The organism is Bacillus sp. V3B, from assembly GCF_024494465.1.
Lineage (GTDB): Bacteria > Bacillota > Bacilli > Bacillales > Cytobacillaceae > Bacillus_BD.
This window is the reverse complement of the sequence record NZ_JAETXM010000012.1, coordinates 82,413-99,149: the sequence shown is the minus strand read 5'-3', so window position 1 is coordinate 99,149 and position 16,737 is coordinate 82,413. Positions and strand designations below refer to the sequence as shown.

Below are 16,737 nucleotides of genomic sequence, written 5' to 3'. Positions count from 1 at the left end.
TCTTAACGGGCAAGTAAGACCCCCACCCCAAGATTTCGAGAAATCGAGGAAGGATAGGTGGGAGATCAACTGCCCGTAAAGACCGATAAGTGCGATAAGGACTTTTCTTTGGGCTTTAGCCCTTAGAAAAGCCAATCAGGCTTTGCGTGACTAATCATCAGTGGGGATGAAGAAAACCCCCACTAATGGAAGTCTTCTTTATAAACAACTAATATTAATGAACCCTAAATGAATAGTAAACAAAGCAGAGGAAACTCTAATGAAAAAAGGAGTTAAATTAATATGTCATTGAAAAACCAACGGTTCATTAATATTGCAATGGTTTTACTTCCATGGTTTTCTTTACCCTTTTTTGGCTGGCGTAATATAAAAAGATTTCTTCCTGCATCGATACTGGTTATTATTTTAGAAGCATTGAATGTTCAAGTTGGAAAAAAACGAAAATGGTGGGTTTTTTACAATAAGCCAAAATCATATATTTGGGGGGAATTCCCTTTTAATATCGGTCCATTTCTTGTAGCTTCTATGTGGATATTAAAATGGACTTATGGAAACTTTAAACAGTTTTTATTGCTTAATGCCATTATTAATGCTTTTTTCGCCTTTATTTTAAGGAGGATAATGGAAAAATTAAAGGTTTTTAAACTGGTTCGATTTAATGAATTACAATTTTTCTTATATTTCTTTTACAAGGCTTTTTTCTTATATGGATTCCAATACATGATTGATAACAAAAAGAAATTTACATAATCCATTAAAATACAGATATTTTTCACTTCCGTCAATGGTCGCATTTCTCAAAAAAGGAATGCGCTTATTTTTGTTTATCCCCTCATGATATATCCTTCTTTATTTTAAGGTGAAAAGGCAGAATAAGCCGTATAAAAGTCATATGAGATGCACATCTTATGTTTGTCTATAATCAAACTAGGGGTGGAAAGTAATGGAGTGGTTTGGCCACAGTCATAAGTCTTTCGATTTTGATATGTTTTCTGAAAGTCATTTTGTTATATTGGCCATCTTTGTTCTTATTACAGTCGTCATTTTCCGATATCGAAAAAATTTGAATGATGAGAAATGGAGAAGAACTGAAATAGGAGTAGCCATTTCTTTGATTTTGTTCGAGATCATGAATCACGTATGGATGTACGTGAATAGTGTCTGGAAAGTAGGTCGTTCCATGCCGTTGGAATTGTGTAATATCGGTCTCATATTATGTATCATTTTACTATTGACTAGAAAAAAAGTAGTCTTTGAATTATTGTTTTTTATTGCCATATTGGGTGCAACCCAAGCTATATTTACTCCTGCCTTAACATACGATTTTCCTCACTTTCGATTTTTGCACTTTTTTTATGCGCATATGATGGTTGTATGGGTAACCTTATATTTTACGTGGGCAAAAGGATATTACCCAACATTCCGAACTGTCATAAAACTGATTGTCTTTATTAATCTACTTTTACCTATTATCTTGTTCATTAATAAACAGGCGAACGGAAATTATTGGTTTTTACGCCATAAACCTAAAAGCCCAAGTTTATTTGATGTGCTAGGTCCCTATCCTTGGTATATTTTTTCTTTGGAAAGTTTATTAATCATTTTTAGCTTAATCACATGGATTATTTTTCCTAAAATGGGAGAAAAGTCAAGGGGAACATTCTAATGCTAAGAAGTATTTGAAAAATAAATTATCGGACAGCCTACTTGAACAAGCCTTTATGTACGTAGTGAAACATAAGCAGTGAGAGTAGGCTGTCCAACATTTACATACTGGGTTGGGAGCAGAAGTTCATGAAGGTTTTATTTCATTAAAACCTTCCAGTCCTCGGCTTTTTCCCATTGAATAGGCAAACCTACGTAATTTTCAGCAATGGTTGTTAATCCTGCTTCAGATGAAGTATAGTAATCCAGTTCAGTTAGCTGAATACCACGTTCAAATGAATCAAGGCTTGGATTTGTATGAAGAAGCTTTGTCATGAAAGAAGAGAAACGTTCTGTTTTCCAAACGCGACGAAGACATATTTCTGAATAACGATCTAATATATCGTTGCTGCCTGATTGATAAAACTCTATAATTCCACGAGACATGACTTTAACATCAGTCGCTGCAAGATTAAGTCCTTTGGCACCTGTAGGCGGAACGGTATGGGCAGCATCACCCGCGATAAAGAGGCGGCCATATTGCATCGTCTCACAAATGAAACTGCGCATTTGGATAATTCCTTTTGAGTTAATCGGTCCATCTGGAATCTGCCAGCCATCCTTTGTTTTCGTTCTTTCGTTTAATTCTGTCCAAATTCGATCATCTGACCAATTGGCAATATCATCGTTTGAATCCACTTGTAGATAGTGACGTTGTAAAATTGGGGTGCGTGTACTTAATAAAGCAAAGCCCTTGTCATGGTTGGCATAAATGAATTCATCTGCTGCGGGGCAGAAACAGAGATCCTATTAAATTTTCGCAATTCCTCATGACAATAGGTAACCACGATACGTAACCAAGGAGATGTTGTTAGTGTGGAAGAATTTTATAAGGTATAGCTATCTTGTGTATCCTAGCCTTATACGAACAGTAACAAGGACTGTTCGTAAAGAAGATAGGTAGGAGATTAACTGCCCGTAGAGGTCCGATGGGGCAGTTGATCTGGGCTCTCTTCATTTAACAGCAGAGTTGTTAAATGAAGAGAGCCTTTCTCATGTATCCAGTTGAATATTGATTTAATGCAACGAACGAACCCTGTGTCTTAAACTAGAGGGCTTGAAGTGATATCTTTTGATTTGAGGTTATTTGATATGGTCGAAATCCTCTTTTAAATAACTACGAGGAATTAATTAATACTTAGAATTAATGACAAATAAACGCAAACCACCAATAGAACACTCATCAAGAATGACACTATTGTAGGTGTTTTTTTGATAAATGAAATAATCATTAAGGCAAAGAAAAGAACGGCTAAAACGATAAGAGAAATACTAGTTGAATGAAGGTCAAGTTGAACAGTCATTTCTGGCTGAAACTGCCCTTTATAAAACATAGTAAATAATTTAGAAACGCCTATACTTGTAGCGGTAGTTTCATGTGGCGGTGATTGTTGCCCTAATGCTGCGGTTGCCGAAAAAATAAGCAGAATGATGATACTTTCTATTCTTGTCCAAGGTTTTGGATTAAAGTTTGAATTTCTCATCAATGTCTTTTTAATAAAAAGACTGTTAATCATTGCATATACCAGTAAAGGAATAATCAATAGATGTTTAATCAATAAGGCTTGTCCATAAGGAAGCATCCAAGAATTAGGGTAATCTTCAAACTCAACGACAAAATTCATAAGAATAAGTCCTGTTATGATAGTACTCACGAAGCACACAATGGCAACAGGTGAAAACCAATTTAAAAAATTTGACCAATTTGAGTGATTTTTTGAAAACCAACTAACAACAAAAAGAATTCCTACCCAAACACTAACAGCAGTAAAATGTGCTGTGTGACTGAAAAAGCCCCATACCTGATCATAGGAACTGGCGTGACTGGACCAACCTAATGAAAGAATCAAAATGAATATGGAGGCCATTCCAATGTAAGCATATAAAGCTTTTTTTTGATAATCAAACCAAATGACAAAAATAAATAATAGGTTTGATAGAATACAAGTAAAAATCCACGATTTTCCCACTTCAAACGTAAAAAGAACAGATTGCCATGTTTGAGCAAATCCAATATCAGGAGATAGGTATAAAATCAATTGCAAAACGGGAAAAAACGAAAAGAGAGTTATTCCACCTATAGCCATCATTAAAGCACCCTTTGGTACATGAATATCTGGTCGGTGAGTATTAGGTACAAGATATAGAAGAAAACTTCCTAAAGATAAGGCGAAGCAGAGATATAACAAAGCCTGACTAATGATTCCCATGATAAGCATCTTCTATCTCTTCCTTTTCATTATCAATAAGAAACTTCCAACAACAATAACGATCAAAACACCAATAATGGTTGGAATGACATAAGAAGGTAGCTTGTTTTGTTGAATTTCCACAGTTTGTTCTTCAGTTACTGTAGCGGCTTCTTTTTCTGGCACCTTTGGTTGGGATTGTGTTTCTTCTTGTGTTTCCATTTGTTCTTCAGGAGGTGCTTTTGTAACAGGTAAATCTACAGAGAAAGAAAATTCTCCTTGAATTGGATGGCCATCAGCTCCAATAATTTTCCAATTGATTTGGTATTCTCCATTCCCTAAAGGATTTGAAAGGTTTCCTACCATTTGATTTTCTGATAGAGAGATATTTTCAACAGGTACAGTCTCCCCAATTGAATTTTGAAGTTCAAATGTACTGCTCTGTTCAATCTTGGATTCAAAAGTTAATGTGATTTGTTGTAATTCCTTATTTATAATATCACCCTCTTGAGGAAAAGAACTTTCTAATCCAGTGTGAGCCAAAGCATTGTTTACAAATAAAAGGAAAAAGATAAAAGTAAATAACAATATTTTTTTCATTATAAATAACCTCCAAATAGTATTAATGGATTTATTCTATCAAATTTTCATTAGAAAATTAAGGAGGGGGTGAACGTAAAGCGGCCCACGAAAAACATACAGAGTCCGGCTGCCAGTGTTGCCATTGAATAGACCGCCGAAACTTGAGAACGACTCCAGCCGAAGTCACGAATATAGGAATCAATAAAAACGGAAATAGAATATGTTTGGCCGGAACCTGAAAAGAATACTCCTAGTCCTGATATAAAGACAATGACCCATCCGTAATAAAAGGGCGTAGATAAATGGGGATTAGTTTTTGTGCTTGTGTTTTCATGTCAAAACCTCCTAGGTAAGGATAACAAATCAAAAGGGAATTGCCCATTTATCTATAGGTTAATTTTTGAATAACTTATGTATATATGGTTGAAATTCTTAAATGAATTTCCAGATGCTATTGTTGTTTTATGGTATATTAGGCTTTTAAATCTGAATTTCCTGAATGAATCTATTCTTCTTTGGAAATAAAATGATTATGAATACTTTTGTGCAGTTATTAGTGCAAGAGAGTTTTTCAAAAAAGAGAGGGGCTATAGCATGGAAAAAATTGAAGTAGGCGAAGTCTTTACGATTAGCGATGAAAATGACCAGGAGCACGAAGTTGAAGTACTGACAGCGATAAATGTTGAAGAGGTAGAATACGTTGCAGTCAGCTTTGTGGAAGATCTTCAAGAAGAAACAGAGGAAGATATTGATATCTTCTTTTTAAAGGTTGACCAGGATGGTGACTTTACAGCCATTGAAAGCGATGAGGAATTTGATAAAGTGTCCTCAGCTTTTGATGAAATAATGGACGAAGACTAAGACTTTACAAGACAAAAGGGGGGAGTTAGAGGGTGGTATATATCGTACATGATTACATGTATCACCCTTTATCTGTGATTTCAATAAGTTCAATTATTTGTCTAATATCATCTATTTCAAAAATATTAGAGATTTTATCAATAGGACCAAAATAAATATTTTTTGATAATAAGAAGTTGACTTCCATGAATTAAAATGATATATTAATTGATGTCGCTAAAACGATATTGATTTTAAGGTTTTTAACATATTCGTATGTTGATTGGGGCCTTGCACGCAGAAGGTCAGCGGTTTGAATCCGTCCCCCTTTATACGATTTTGATTTTTACGGGGAAGTACTCAAGTGGCTGAAGAGGCGCCCCTGCTAAGGGTGTAGGTCGCGCGAGCGGCGCGAGGGTTCAAATCCCTCCTTCTCCGCCATATATATTGCGCCTTTAGCTCAACTGGATAGAGCAACGGCCTTCGAAGCCGTAGGTTAGAGGTTCGAATCCTCTAAGGCGCATAAAAGAAACTAATCCGATTAGGGATTAGTTTTTTTGCATTTAGTTAAAACTTTTATCGTGTTCATTATATTACTGTCAAGAAGTGGGCTTTCTTGTTCGGGAAATCTATCAATATTGCTAAGAGTACCCCTTCTTCAAATTTTCGTTAGAAAATTAAGTGGTGGGAGTATTCATAAATGAACATAATTCTTAGATAAAATGCCATAATAATGAATCGGAGGTGAAAAACATGGATGAAAAAGAAATAAACATTCCTAACGTTAACTTGAAAGGGAAATTGAATAAACAAAAAGGAGAACAAGACGCTGGGCAGCTTCGGTACGGACAAAAAAACCAAACTGAAGGCAGAAATAGAAAATAATGATCATGACCTATATTAAAAAGGCAGCCTAATGTTTTTTTAATACCGTAAAAGATATAGCTTGAAGAAAGAATGGTGGTGGTATGTATGACAGATTCATTAGAACCAATAGAGAATGATTCATTAGTGCCGTTTTTTTATGAAACAGGTACATCCATTCGGAGTTTTAATATTATTGAGACAAAAGATCATGCTGAAGGGTATGAAATACGGTTGGATATAGATTTGGATAGCGGTTACGAGTTAGAAGACGTAAAGATGAAAATCACTTTTGATGACTTAGCTGCATATGAAACCAAAGATATTCATCAAGGGGTTCGATATGCTTTAGGATTCTTTCATCACTAATGGCACGATCTCGTTCTACATAGTTCTTTAAAAAGAAGGAGTCTTAAAAGTTGAACTGAATCCCGAATAGGTCCACTTTTTTAAAAGTGTCTACTATTCGGGATTCAGTTCTGTAACCTCCCTTAGTTGAATCTAGCTCAGCTTCTTATGGCATTAGTGAGAAGACATATGCTTTTTATAAGTTTATTTGGAGTCATGCTTATCAACTAAACCCTGTCATTCATAGTCTTCTAAAGAGTCGATCGTGTAATGTCTTATACTAAATGGTAATGGTTTTGTAATTGTGTTTTTAATCGCTACGATATGAATAACTAGCTGCTACGGCTGCATGTGCTCCATTTGGAGAATCTTCGATCGCTATTGCTTCATTTGCTTTGCACCAATCCCCAATTTCTCTAATGTTGTAAGTATAGCTCAGGATCTGGCTTTACCTTTTTTATAGATCTCCCGAATGAGAAAGCCGACTGCTTTAGCTGTGGGAGTGTCCAGAAGAAAATCGTCGGAACAGATGGGTTTTTCGATTTATACTTAATTAATGGTTTTACCCGTGTGTGAACAACTTAGTGTAGCGTTTATGATCATGGAGCGTAACTACGCCTTGGATGATCCAGAAAAGCTATTTATTGATTTTCAAGATCGGTTAATGGAGCAAGGCCGAGTTCATTGTTAAAAACCAAAATCCCGAGTTATTGCCACTCGATTTTCAAGCCGAATTACACCTGCAATGTGATCGATTAAGTATGGCCTATCGGAAGGTGCTCCATGAAATAGGCGTTTCGTTTGGGACCGCCTAAACAAGAGAAATTCCGACTCCCTCTATAAATGTTGATATATCAACATTTATAGAGGGAGTGAATTATATCAATAATTATAGTAAAATTAATTAATAGACAAATAATCGTTTTAAAACAGAAATTCAAATAGTGTGGGGGACATAAGGTGCCGTATCAACTAAAAAATAAATTTAAGATGTTTGCATTAAATTCAAATCGAAAACTAGCGACAGAGATGGCAGATTTATTGGGATGTGAGTTAGGTAAGTGCTCTGTCTCTCAGTTTAGTGATGGAGAGATTCAAATCCATATAGAAGAAAATGTTCGGGGCAGTGAGGTATTTGTCATTCAATCCACTTCGTACCCAGTTAACCAGCATATTTTGGAGCTCTTAATCATGATTGATGCATTGAAAAGGGCTTCTGCAAGTCAAATTAATGTAGTCATTCCTTATTATGGGTATGCTCGACAAGATCGAAAGGCACGGTCCCGGGAGCCCATTACGGCTAAATTAGTGGCGAATCTTCTAGAAACGGCTGGAGCAACAAGAGTTCTCACAATGGACCTTCATTCTCCACAAATTCAAGGTTTCTTTGATATACCTGTTGAACATCTCATTGGGGTTCCAATCCTTACAGAGTACTTTGAGAATAAAGGATTAGACGATATCGTCGTTGTAGCACCACATAATGGCAGTATAAAAAGAGCAAGAAAAATGGCTAACCTATTACATGCTCCATTTGCCCTTGTCGATAAAAGAAATCTTGAAGAGGGTACTGTTGAAACCATCAGTGTTATTGGTAATGTAAAAGGAAAAAATGCCATTATCATTGATGATTTAATTAATACAGGTAAAACCATTACTTTAGCAGCTAGAGCCTTAGCAGAAAATGGAGCAAAATCAATTTATGCTGGCTGTACTCATCCTGTTTTCACAGATGAGGCCATTGATAAAATAGAATCGTCACTGATTAATGAATTAGTGGTGACAAATACAATACAGTTATCAAATGAGAAAACAAGTAAAAAAATAAAAACGATATCCGTCGCAGCATTACTAGTAGAGGCCATTGATCGGATTCATCATGAAAAAGCAGTAAGTCCCTTATTTGAATAAGTTTTGCGCGAAGCCAACTACGTCAGATAGTTGGCTTTTTAACTTGGGTATACAAATAAATAGACAACGATCCCCCAAAAAAACTAACAACATTATGTGCTAAATACATATATTAAAATAAAAATCCCTTCGTCCGATATATCTACCATTTTTGTTTTTAAGTACTCGTAATTATGTAGAATAATAATTTTATGGAAGGGAATTCACAGATATTTTAACAAACAGATTAAAAATTATTTTTTTATCATGCTTAGAAAATACGAACTGGGAATATAAATTGAATAAACGATCCAACTTGTGATTACGAACAGTGATAGGGAATAGTTACATGGAAGGAGAAGATGGATTGAAAAGATCATTACTTGATTCCCTTAGAGATGGAGGATTTATATTCTATGCTAGACACGGTGAGGCAACGGTTGGAGAAGATTTACCTAATTTAAATTTTCAAAATTGTTTTACCCAAAGAAATCTTTCTGAAAGGGGAAGGAGGCAGGCCATTTATTATGGAGAAGTTCTCCGAAATTTGCGAATACCTATTAGTTATCCTATCATCACGAGTCCTTTTTGTAGAACTATAGAAACAGCACAGTTGGCTTTCGGAAGTGTAAATGTTAAAGTTGATGCCTTTTGGGTTGAGATATATAAGTTGAGTAGAAATTTATCAAATGAAGAAAGGAAAAGAATAGTAGACAATCTTCAGTCAGTGTTAGAAATTAAACCAGCGCATGGAAGTCATAAGGTTATTATCGCTCACAATTTTCCTAAAGGGATTGGGTTGGGTCACATTTCAAACATGGGAACAGTTATTGTAAAGCCTAGAGGAAAAGGAAATAGTTATGAAGTAGTTAGTCAATTATCTCTAGCCGATTTAAGTGCATTGGGGCGCTTTGGATAGTAGAAAGATTGCTTTACCGTAAACCGTAAAAGCAAGGGAACCGTATCACAAGTGATAGCAAAGCAGAAATAGAGATAGTATTTGATAGATACATTTTAAAGAAGGTAATGCCTGAGGTAGAATTACTAATAAACAATCATAAAGCAGGTCTTTGTCAAAAGAAGATCGAGTCAAAATTCAAGAAAATCGAAAACAAATCATTGTGGGAACTCCCGAAAAAGTGAAAAATGAATTGCTTCAGTTAAGTGAGCGGTATCAAACGGAAGAATTCATGATCATTGCCAATGCATATAACTTTCAAGACAAAATTCAATTCTATACTTTACTAGCCGAAGCATTACTTTGAAAAAACAATACGTGGGGATCTCCGCTTTAAAGTGAGCAGCCGAACTGTCCCCTTGAACTGAAGTGAGGTGAGGCAAGGCAATGAGGAAAGCATGTATCCTATTGTTGCTGGGACTTTTGCTTGTCGGATGCAGTACAGCCAACAACGGTGTTGAAACGAATAGTGATGGGAGTGGTATAGTGGCGGGTGAAATGGTGGCGACTTTAGAGGAGAAGAGTCCCTTGATTTTTCAATATGAAGTGAAAAATCAAACGGAAGAAGAGGTAACACTAAAATTTACGAGCTCTCAGAGGTTTGATTACTCGGTAGAGACAAAAGAAGGAGAACAAATCTATCTTTTTTCGAGCGTCACTTCCTTCTTACAGGTTTTGGGAAAAGAAACAGTGAAGCAAGGCGAGACATTGAGCTATGAAATGGATCTTCGTGATCTGAGTCTAACAACGGGAAGGTATACTCTTACCGCCTGGCTGACACCAAAAGACGGAAAAGCATATAAAGTGACAAAAGAGTTTACTGTGAAATAATAGTAAAAAAGTGGAAACACCACAGTTGGTGTCTCCGCTTTTTAATAGTTAGGCGAACAATACCAGGTATATTTTCCTGTGCTGGTTCAGCAAGAACTGGATAAAAGGTGATTTATTGATTTCATTATTTATGTAGTTTATCGATTTTTCTCTTACTTTCAACTAAATGATATGGAAATAAAAAGAAGTTTACTTCTATGAATATAAATGGTATATTTATTTCTGTCGCTAGGGCGATAATGATTATAGATTCGTACATTGATTGGGGCCTTAGCTCAGCTGGGAGAGCGCCTGCCTTGCACGCAGGAGGTCAGCGGTTCGATCCCGCTAGGCTCCACCATTTAACCATTCGGAGGAATACCCAAGTCTGGCTGAAGGGATCGGTCTTGAAAACCGACAGGCGGGTCAAACCGCGCGGGGGTTCGAATCCCTCTTCCTCCTCCAGTTTTATTCCATTAGTCTCTCAGACAAAATGGAGGGGTAGCGAAGTGGCTAAACGCGGCGGACTGTAAATCCGCTCCTTTGGGTTCGGCGGTTCGAATCCGTCCCCCTCCACCATTTTTATGTTTATGGGGAAGTACTCAAGTGGCTGAAGAGGCGCCCCTGCTAAGGGTGTAGGTCGCGCGAGCGGCGCGAGGGTTCAAATCCCTCCTTCTCCGCCATATATATGTCGCGCTTTTAGCTCAGCTGGATAGAGCAACGGCCTTCTAAGCCGTAGGTCAGAGGTTCGAATCCTCTAAGGCGCATAAAAAACTAATCCGACCGAGGATTAGTTTTTTGATTTTATTTAAAACTTTTATGATTTTCTTGACGCTAGACTTGTCAAACTAATAATCATTTTCTTGGTCACCCTGTTGTTCCTGTGAAACTGGAAAGGAAACTCCCATTGATTGTAAAGCTTCTTTTGCCTGTTTTAAATAGGATTTTGCTTGTTCTTGCCATTTGATAATCACTTGAATAACCGGTTTATATTCTGGACTGGCATTTTTCTCCATCCTATTTAACCATTCATCTACTTTTCGATCCTGGGTTTCAGCATTTAGTATACAAGCTGTCATTGTTTCAATAATGGATTGCTGTTGTTCACCATTTTTTAGCCTTTGGGCTGACCCTACTGCGGTTACACGGTGATACGAAGCAGGGACTAGATGACTATGCATCTCACTATTCCCTTTTAAGTCCTTGGTTTCTGGTATATGGAAAAGCTCACTACTCATAGTACATACCATTTCTTCAGCATATAAACTTCGGCGCAACAATAATAAAGTAGGTTCCCAGTTGTTAACGCGATAATAATAGTATGGATACAATTAATCATCTCCTTTTTCAGAAAATCAAAATTCCATTTTTATAGATATGATTAAGTATCCAAATTAATGTAACCTATAGAGCTTTTCAAAAAATATTCGGGAAAAGGGATGTATGAATGAAACTGAAACTTTTGATGAGTATCATCATGATATTACTATTCATGGTTGGATGTTCTCCAAATAATGAAAGTACAGGTGGAGTAGACAATGATCTACCTGGTGAAATAGATGAACAGGGAACAATTGAACAAGTCGCTAATAAGAAAGAAAACACCCAATCACAATCAAAGCAAAACAAAACAACGAACTAACCATGAAAGTGAAAGAAGAAAAAGGTGTCATTGACGGTCAAGTATATACACAAGATAATATGGCTATTGGGACACTTGTATTAGATAGATCTATAAGCGATGAGGCTGCACAAAAGCTTGCTGAGAAATATGTAGATAGAGTACAGGGTATGAGAGTAAACGTACAAGCTGTTCGTGGTGGAGAGAATGTAGTTAATATGATAGAGAAATGATGACACTAGTTGACAGGCAACGTCCCGTTTTTGGATGGTGCCTGTTTTTTATCATACACGAATTAGGTGTGTTCATAATGATCCGGGGTGCTTTAAAGATGCAACCATACGCAACAAAACGTCGGTGGAAGCCATATTGAACAGCATGTATATTTCAGGGAGGGCAGACAACAAATCTCAGAACGGGTAAAGTTAGTCGTTTTTTGGGGGAAATATGTACTCCTATTAAATTAGATAGAATGAAACATATTAGCATAACTATTGCATAATTATTGATACAAGAGAATAAGCGCTGACGCCCATCTTTATCGTCGATATAAAATAAATAGGCAATTATTAAAAAATAACTAATAACATTATATGCTAATTACAAACCATAAAACAAAAGTCCTTCGTCCGATTTATTTCCCATTTTTGTTTGTAAGTGCTCGTATACAACTAAAATAATGATTTTACAAATTCTATTTACTACACCGCTATTCGACTTAAGGGCTTTTCACCATATACTTATTTACTAAATGGTATAGAAATAAAAAGAAGTTTACTTCTATTCTTTTTTTGTTAAAGTAAGCAGAAGAACCGTACGAGACCACTGAAATAAGATGTTGTTGGAAATTTATAAAAATAAAATATTGACAAAATAAATAAGAATATTTAATATTTAAATTGTTAACCTATATATTATTTAGGTTAACATTAAAAAGAGATGTGTTTTTAAAAGTTAATTTAAATGATTCATTAGATGGTGATGAGTAAATTGATTCTGTTTTCTAATACTTACTTTGTACAAATTTCCAAAATTCAAGTTCACTAGAAAACGATGAACAGGATCGCAGCGTTCAAAAGATACTCATCAATACTGCTTTTCGAGTGAAAGGATGGTAGGAAACCTTGCTAAAGGAAAACCTTTACAGTGTTAGGATGAGAGCAGCTCAGAATGGGCCTCATGAAAAAGGAGGAAAGCATATATCTGGCGGGGAGCAACTTTCAACATATGAGAATTTGAAAAATGCTGTAAATATTCTACTGGAAAAAGCATTATCTCATTCAAGAGGTAACCCAGATTTTCTGCAAATTCAGTTTGAAATGATTAATAAGCCGATAAAAAAATTGAAACCATTACCTATTGTAACAAATGATGTGGGATCCGTAGAAGAAGGGCAATCAGTCGCTCGGAATCTTCTAGAGAAAGCAGGAGTCCCGACCGAAAGCATTGAAAAGGCACACAAAATAATAACTGAATGTTCAGAACTAAGAGGGGCGATTTTGTTTGATATCGGCTCTGGTTTACGAATCGATGATCGAAATGAAAAAGGGGTCCGGGTTTCGAGAATGGATTGGTTAACCACGGATTTTGAAAAGTGGGCTGACCATTACAACATGCGTCGAAGTCAAAGAGTGAAGGAGGCGCTTGTGCTTGCAACAAAGGTGAGTGCGCATCCCGCTACTGTCGCAGAATTATGCTGGTCAGATGATCCGGAATATACAACAGGTTATGTTGCGAGTAAAAAGCAGGGTTATCAGCGAATTACGCATCTAAAAGAATATGGAGATGAACGCGGCTGCCGAATCTTTTTTGTGGATGGCTTAAGCGATCTTCAATCATACATAGACTACCTAGAAAAACAGCCCATCTTTGTTCAATGGGAGAAGGATGAACGGCACACGAGTTAAATGAAAAAAAGCAAGGAGAATCGTTGGTTACTGTTCACAAAGATGAAAAATGAAAATGGGGTGACAAGTGTTGGGACTCGATGAATGGCTAAGCCAAAAAATAGAAAAAACAAAAGAGGCAGGCTTGTACCGAAAGTTTCGTACCATGAATACGGCTCCCCTACCTGAGATGGTGATTGATGGTCGGAGCCAGATCGTTTTTTCATCCAATAATTACTTAGGGCTTGCGAACGATCAGCGCTTAGTTTACGCAGCAGAAACTACCCTGCACGAATTTGGAGTCGGAAGCAGCGGATCGAGGTTAACGACAGGCCATACGGATTGGCATCAAAAGCTTGAAGAAAAAATTGCCCGTTTTAAGCAAACGGAGGCAGCGCTCCTGTTTTCCAGCGGATTTTTAGCAAATGTCGGCGTACTATCTTCCTTGCCTGAAAAAGGGGATGTGATCTTAAGCGATCAATTCAATCATGCAAGTATTATTGACGGGTGTCGACTCTCAAAAGCGGATACTGTTGTTTATAACCACATCGATATGAATCATCTTGAAGAAAAGTTGAAAGAAACGGCATCCTATCAACGGCGGTTTATTGTAACGGATGGAGTTTTTAGTATGGATGGGACGATTGCCCCCCTTGATCAGATGGTTCGATTGGCGAAACAGTATGATGCCTACGTGATTGTTGATGATGCACATGCAACAGGGGTTTTAGGAGAAAAGGGCAGGGGAACAAGTGAATATTTCGGTGTCTATCCTGATGTCGTCATTGGAACCTTAAGTAAAGCCATTGGGACGGAAGGTGGTTTTGTGGCGGGATCCAAGGTGTTGATTGACTTTTTGCTCAACCATGCAAGAACCTTTATTTTTCAAACCGCCATGCCTCCGTCAATCTGTGCCGCTTCACATACTGCGTTGGAAATCATTGAAGAAAGTAACGAAAAACGCCAGCTGTTATTCTCGAATGTAAACAAAATAAAAAATAGTTTAGAAGAAATGGGTTATAAGGTGAAGGGAGATTTAACCCCGATTATTCCTGTGATCATCGGAGATCCGAAAGATGCTGTGATTTTTGCGGAAAAGCTTCAGGAAAATGGAATATACGCACCTGCAATCCGTCCACCCACTGTACCAAATGGAGAGAGCCGTATCCGGCTAACCGTCACCTCTGCCCATGGTTCAAAAGAAATAGACTACTTGTTAGAGTGCTTTCATTTCATCGGAAAAGAGTTGAACATGATTTGATGAACGGTTTTTTTGTAACAGGAACAGATACAGATGTTGGAAAAACCATTATATCCAGCGGACTTGCAGCTGTATTAAAAGAAAAAAAGATAGATGTTGGTGTATTTAAGCCGTTGTTAAGTGGCATTGCCCGTGAAAATCCAGCAAGTGATACAAGCTTGCTGAAGCAGCTGTCTCAAACGTCTTTATCTTATGAAGAGATTACGCCTTTTGAATTTAAAGAACCACTTGCTCCCTATGTGGCTGGGAAGCTGGAAGGGAAAATCGTCGGGATTGAAGAGGTATTAAATCATTGGAAAAAGATTAGAGAAAAACACGAATTTTTCATTGTCGAAGGTGCTGGGGGTATTTCAGTACCATTAGGTGAACGTTTCTTGGTTAGTGATTTAATAAAAGCTTTACAGCTGCCCATTGTGATTGTAGCTCGCCCTAACCTTGGGACGTTTAATCATATTTTTCTAACGGTTCAATACGCAAAAAGCATGGGTCTTTCGATTGCTGGGATCGTGATAAACGGGATAAATGATTCTCCTAATCTTGCGGAAAAAACAAATCCGGAATTAATTGAAAAGTTATGTAGGGTGCCTGTTCTAGGAGTTACACCCAAACTGAAAGAAATCACAAAAGAAAATATCAAAAAAATGGTAAAAGATCACATAGATGTGACATTATTAATAAATCAATTGGAGGAATTAAAATGAATAAATGGATGGAACTTTCAGATCAAGTGTTAGAGGGGAAAGAAGTAACCAATGAAGAGGCTCTTTCTATTTTAGAATGTCCAGATGATGACGTCCTATTGCTCATGCACGCGGCTTTTCAAATTAGAAAGCGCCATTTTGGAAAAAAAGTAAAGCTTAATATGATCATCAATACAAAATCCGGGTTATGTCCGGAAAACTGTGGCTATTGCTCGCAATCTTCTATTTCAACAGCTCCAATTGATTCTTACAGAATGGTAGACAAGAATGCAATTATTGAAGGAGCAAAGCGTGCGCATGATTTAAATATCGGAACGTATTGTATTGTGGCTAGTGGGAGAGGGCCATCTAATAAAGAAATCGATCAGGTAGTAGAAGCAGTAAAAGAAATAAAGAATACTTATGGATTGAAAGTTTGTGCCTGTCTTGGGATTTTAAAGCCAGAACAAGCGAATCGTCTAAAAGAAGTTGGAGTAGACCGCTACAATCATAATATCAATACCTCTGCGAGCAATCATGCAAACATCACAACTTCACATACATACGATGATCGCGTCGGTACGGTCGAAACGGTAAAACAAGCTGGCATGTCTCCATGTTCAGGTGTCATTGTTGGAATGAGAGAGACGAAGCAAGATGTAGTCGATATGGCTAATAGTTTAAAAGCACTTGATGCGGATTCCATTCCAGTTAACTTCCTACATGCCATTGATGGTACGCCGCTACAAGGAGTAAAAGAATTAAATCCACTTTATTGTTTGAAAGTTTTAGCGCTATTCCGCTTTATCAATCCAACAAAGGAAATTCGCGTTTCAGGTGGACGTGAAGTCAATCTCGGTTCACTACAACCACTAGCGTTATATGCAGCCAATTCTATCTTCGTTGGTGACTACTTAACAACGGCTGGGCAAGATAAAACGGAAGATCAACAAATGTTACATGACTTAGGCTTTGAAGTAGAGTCAGTAGAAGAAATGCAAGCCAGCTTAGCAGCGGAAAAATAAAAAATAGCTCAAGCTTTTTACAGAGATGGGAGTGACACATCTCTGTAAAAAGCTTGTGATTGTATGAGAGGGGGCCACA

General features: G+C 37.1%; 19 protein-coding genes, 7 tRNA genes and 1 pseudogene. 22 read left to right on the top strand and 5 right to left on the bottom strand.

Features of this window, described 5'->3' with window-relative positions; genetic code table 11:
* Positions 1 to 282 precede the first annotated feature (282 nt).
* Positions 283 to 750 (top strand): hypothetical protein, encoded by a 468-nt coding sequence (locus tag JMM81_RS14305; protein ID WP_256242233.1) that lies wholly within the window; start codon positions 283 to 285, stop codon positions 748 to 750.
* Positions 751 to 943: 193 nt separating this feature from the next.
* Positions 944 to 1,666, top strand: a complete 723-nt coding sequence (locus tag JMM81_RS14300) for a YwaF family protein (protein ID WP_256242232.1) — start codon at positions 944 to 946, stop codon at positions 1,664 to 1,666.
* A gap of 137 nt (positions 1,667 to 1,803) precedes the next feature.
* Here JMM81_RS14300 and JMM81_RS14295 read toward each other — a convergent pair whose 3' ends face one another.
* The 4 genes and pseudogenes from JMM81_RS14295 to JMM81_RS14280 all read right to left on the bottom strand — a co-directional run.
* A complete protein-coding gene (locus JMM81_RS14295; RefSeq protein WP_309143500.1) occupies positions 1,804 to 2,418 on the bottom strand; it encodes an FAD-dependent monooxygenase in 615 nt (204 codons plus the stop codon).
* Positions 2,419 to 2,831: 413 nt separating this feature from the next.
* Complete coding sequence (locus JMM81_RS14290; protein ID WP_256242231.1) at positions 2,832 to 3,923, bottom strand: copper resistance D family protein; 1,092 nt, start codon at positions 3,921 to 3,923, stop codon at positions 2,832 to 2,834.
* Positions 3,924 to 3,926: 3 nt separating this feature from the next.
* Complete coding sequence (locus JMM81_RS14285) at positions 3,927 to 4,493, bottom strand: copper resistance CopC family protein (protein ID WP_256242230.1); 567 nt, start codon at positions 4,491 to 4,493, stop codon at positions 3,927 to 3,929.
* A 77-nt stretch (positions 4,494 to 4,570) separates the two neighbouring features.
* Positions 4,571 to 4,747, bottom strand: a pseudogene (locus tag JMM81_RS14280) (MFS transporter); the annotation flags it as partial.
* Between the two features lie 322 nt (positions 4,748 to 5,069).
* Here JMM81_RS14280 and JMM81_RS14275 point away from each other — a divergent pair.
* The 14 genes from JMM81_RS14275 to JMM81_RS14210 all read left to right on the top strand — a co-directional run bounded on the left by JMM81_RS14275 (position 5,070) and on the right by JMM81_RS14210 (position 10,952).
* On the top strand, positions 5,070 to 5,336 hold the full coding sequence (locus tag JMM81_RS14275; RefSeq protein ID WP_256242229.1) for a DUF1292 domain-containing protein: 267 nt from the start codon (positions 5,070 to 5,072) through the stop codon (positions 5,334 to 5,336).
* Positions 5,337 to 5,665: 329 nt separating this feature from the next.
* Positions 5,666 to 5,756 (top strand) — tRNA-Ser (locus JMM81_RS14270).
* An 8-nt stretch (positions 5,757 to 5,764) separates the two neighbouring features.
* A tRNA-Arg gene (locus JMM81_RS14265) sits at positions 5,765 to 5,838 on the top strand.
* A 230-nt stretch (positions 5,839 to 6,068) separates the two neighbouring features.
* Positions 6,069 to 6,200, top strand: a complete 132-nt coding sequence (locus JMM81_RS14260) for a hypothetical protein (RefSeq protein WP_256242228.1) — start codon at positions 6,069 to 6,071, stop codon at positions 6,198 to 6,200.
* 87 nt (positions 6,201 to 6,287) lie between these two features.
* On the top strand, positions 6,288 to 6,548 hold the full coding sequence (locus JMM81_RS14255; protein ID WP_256242227.1) for a hypothetical protein: 261 nt from the start codon (positions 6,288 to 6,290) through the stop codon (positions 6,546 to 6,548).
* Between the two features lie 939 nt (positions 6,549 to 7,487).
* Positions 7,488 to 8,438, top strand: a complete 951-nt coding sequence (locus JMM81_RS14250) for a ribose-phosphate diphosphokinase (protein ID WP_256242226.1) — start codon at positions 7,488 to 7,490, stop codon at positions 8,436 to 8,438.
* Between the two features lie 328 nt (positions 8,439 to 8,766).
* Complete coding sequence (locus tag JMM81_RS14245; RefSeq protein WP_256242225.1) at positions 8,767 to 9,336, top strand: histidine phosphatase family protein; 570 nt, start codon at positions 8,767 to 8,769, stop codon at positions 9,334 to 9,336.
* 151 nt (positions 9,337 to 9,487) lie between these two features.
* Positions 9,488 to 9,682: a hypothetical protein gene (locus tag JMM81_RS14240; RefSeq protein WP_256242224.1), complete on the top strand. Its 195-nt coding sequence runs from the start codon at positions 9,488 to 9,490 to the stop codon at positions 9,680 to 9,682.
* 80 nt (positions 9,683 to 9,762) lie between these two features.
* The gene (locus JMM81_RS14235) at positions 9,763 to 10,206 is read left to right on the top strand and encodes a BsuPI-related putative proteinase inhibitor (protein ID WP_256242223.1); all 444 of its coding nucleotides are present in this window, start codon (positions 9,763 to 9,765) and stop codon (positions 10,204 to 10,206) included.
* Between the two features lie 264 nt (positions 10,207 to 10,470).
* Positions 10,471 to 10,546 (top strand) — tRNA-Ala (locus JMM81_RS14230).
* 11 nt (positions 10,547 to 10,557) lie between these two features.
* Positions 10,558 to 10,650, top strand: a tRNA-Ser gene (locus JMM81_RS14225).
* A 30-nt stretch (positions 10,651 to 10,680) separates the two neighbouring features.
* Positions 10,681 to 10,764 (top strand) — tRNA-Tyr (locus JMM81_RS14220).
* Between the two features lie 13 nt (positions 10,765 to 10,777).
* Positions 10,778 to 10,868, top strand: a tRNA-Ser gene (locus tag JMM81_RS14215).
* Between the two features lie 10 nt (positions 10,869 to 10,878).
* Positions 10,879 to 10,952, top strand: a tRNA-Arg gene (locus tag JMM81_RS14210).
* An 81-nt stretch (positions 10,953 to 11,033) separates the two neighbouring features.
* On the opposite strand, the gene JMM81_RS14205 is transcribed toward JMM81_RS14210, so the two are convergent.
* Positions 11,034 to 11,516, bottom strand: coding sequence for a hypothetical protein (locus JMM81_RS14205; RefSeq protein ID WP_256242222.1), 483 nt, complete (start codon positions 11,514 to 11,516; stop codon positions 11,034 to 11,036).
* Positions 11,517 to 11,632: 116 nt separating this feature from the next.
* On the opposite strand from JMM81_RS14205, the gene JMM81_RS14200 reads away from it, so the two are divergent.
* The 6 genes from JMM81_RS14200 (at position 11,633) to bioB (ending at position 16,658) form a co-directional block, all read left to right on the top strand.
* Positions 11,633 to 11,827 carry a hypothetical protein gene (locus JMM81_RS14200; protein WP_256242221.1) on the top strand — a complete coding sequence of 65 codons (195 nt, stop codon included), beginning with the start codon at positions 11,633 to 11,635 and terminating at the stop codon, positions 11,825 to 11,827.
* 2 nt (positions 11,828 to 11,829) lie between these two features.
* Positions 11,830 to 12,039, top strand: coding sequence for a hypothetical protein (locus JMM81_RS14195; protein ID WP_256242220.1), 210 nt, complete (start codon positions 11,830 to 11,832; stop codon positions 12,037 to 12,039).
* A gap of 891 nt (positions 12,040 to 12,930) precedes the next feature.
* The gene (bioW, locus tag JMM81_RS14190) at positions 12,931 to 13,713 is read left to right on the top strand and encodes a 6-carboxyhexanoate--CoA ligase (protein WP_256242219.1); all 783 of its coding nucleotides are present in this window, start codon (positions 12,931 to 12,933) and stop codon (positions 13,711 to 13,713) included.
* Positions 13,714 to 13,783: 70 nt separating this feature from the next.
* Entirely contained in the window at positions 13,784 to 14,953 is a 1,170-nt protein-coding gene (gene bioF, locus JMM81_RS14185) for an 8-amino-7-oxononanoate synthase (protein WP_256242267.1), read from the top strand.
* Positions 14,953 to 15,654, top strand: a complete 702-nt coding sequence (bioD, locus tag JMM81_RS14180) for a dethiobiotin synthase (RefSeq protein ID WP_256242266.1) — start codon at positions 14,953 to 14,955, stop codon at positions 15,652 to 15,654. The genes bioF and bioD overlap by 1 nt, the downstream gene beginning before the upstream one ends.
* On the top strand, positions 15,651 to 16,658 hold the full coding sequence (gene bioB / locus JMM81_RS14175) for a biotin synthase BioB (protein ID WP_256242218.1): 1,008 nt from the start codon (positions 15,651 to 15,653) through the stop codon (positions 16,656 to 16,658). Before bioD ends, bioB begins: the two co-directional genes overlap by 4 nt.
* The last annotated feature ends 79 nt before the right edge of the window (positions 16,659 to 16,737 follow it).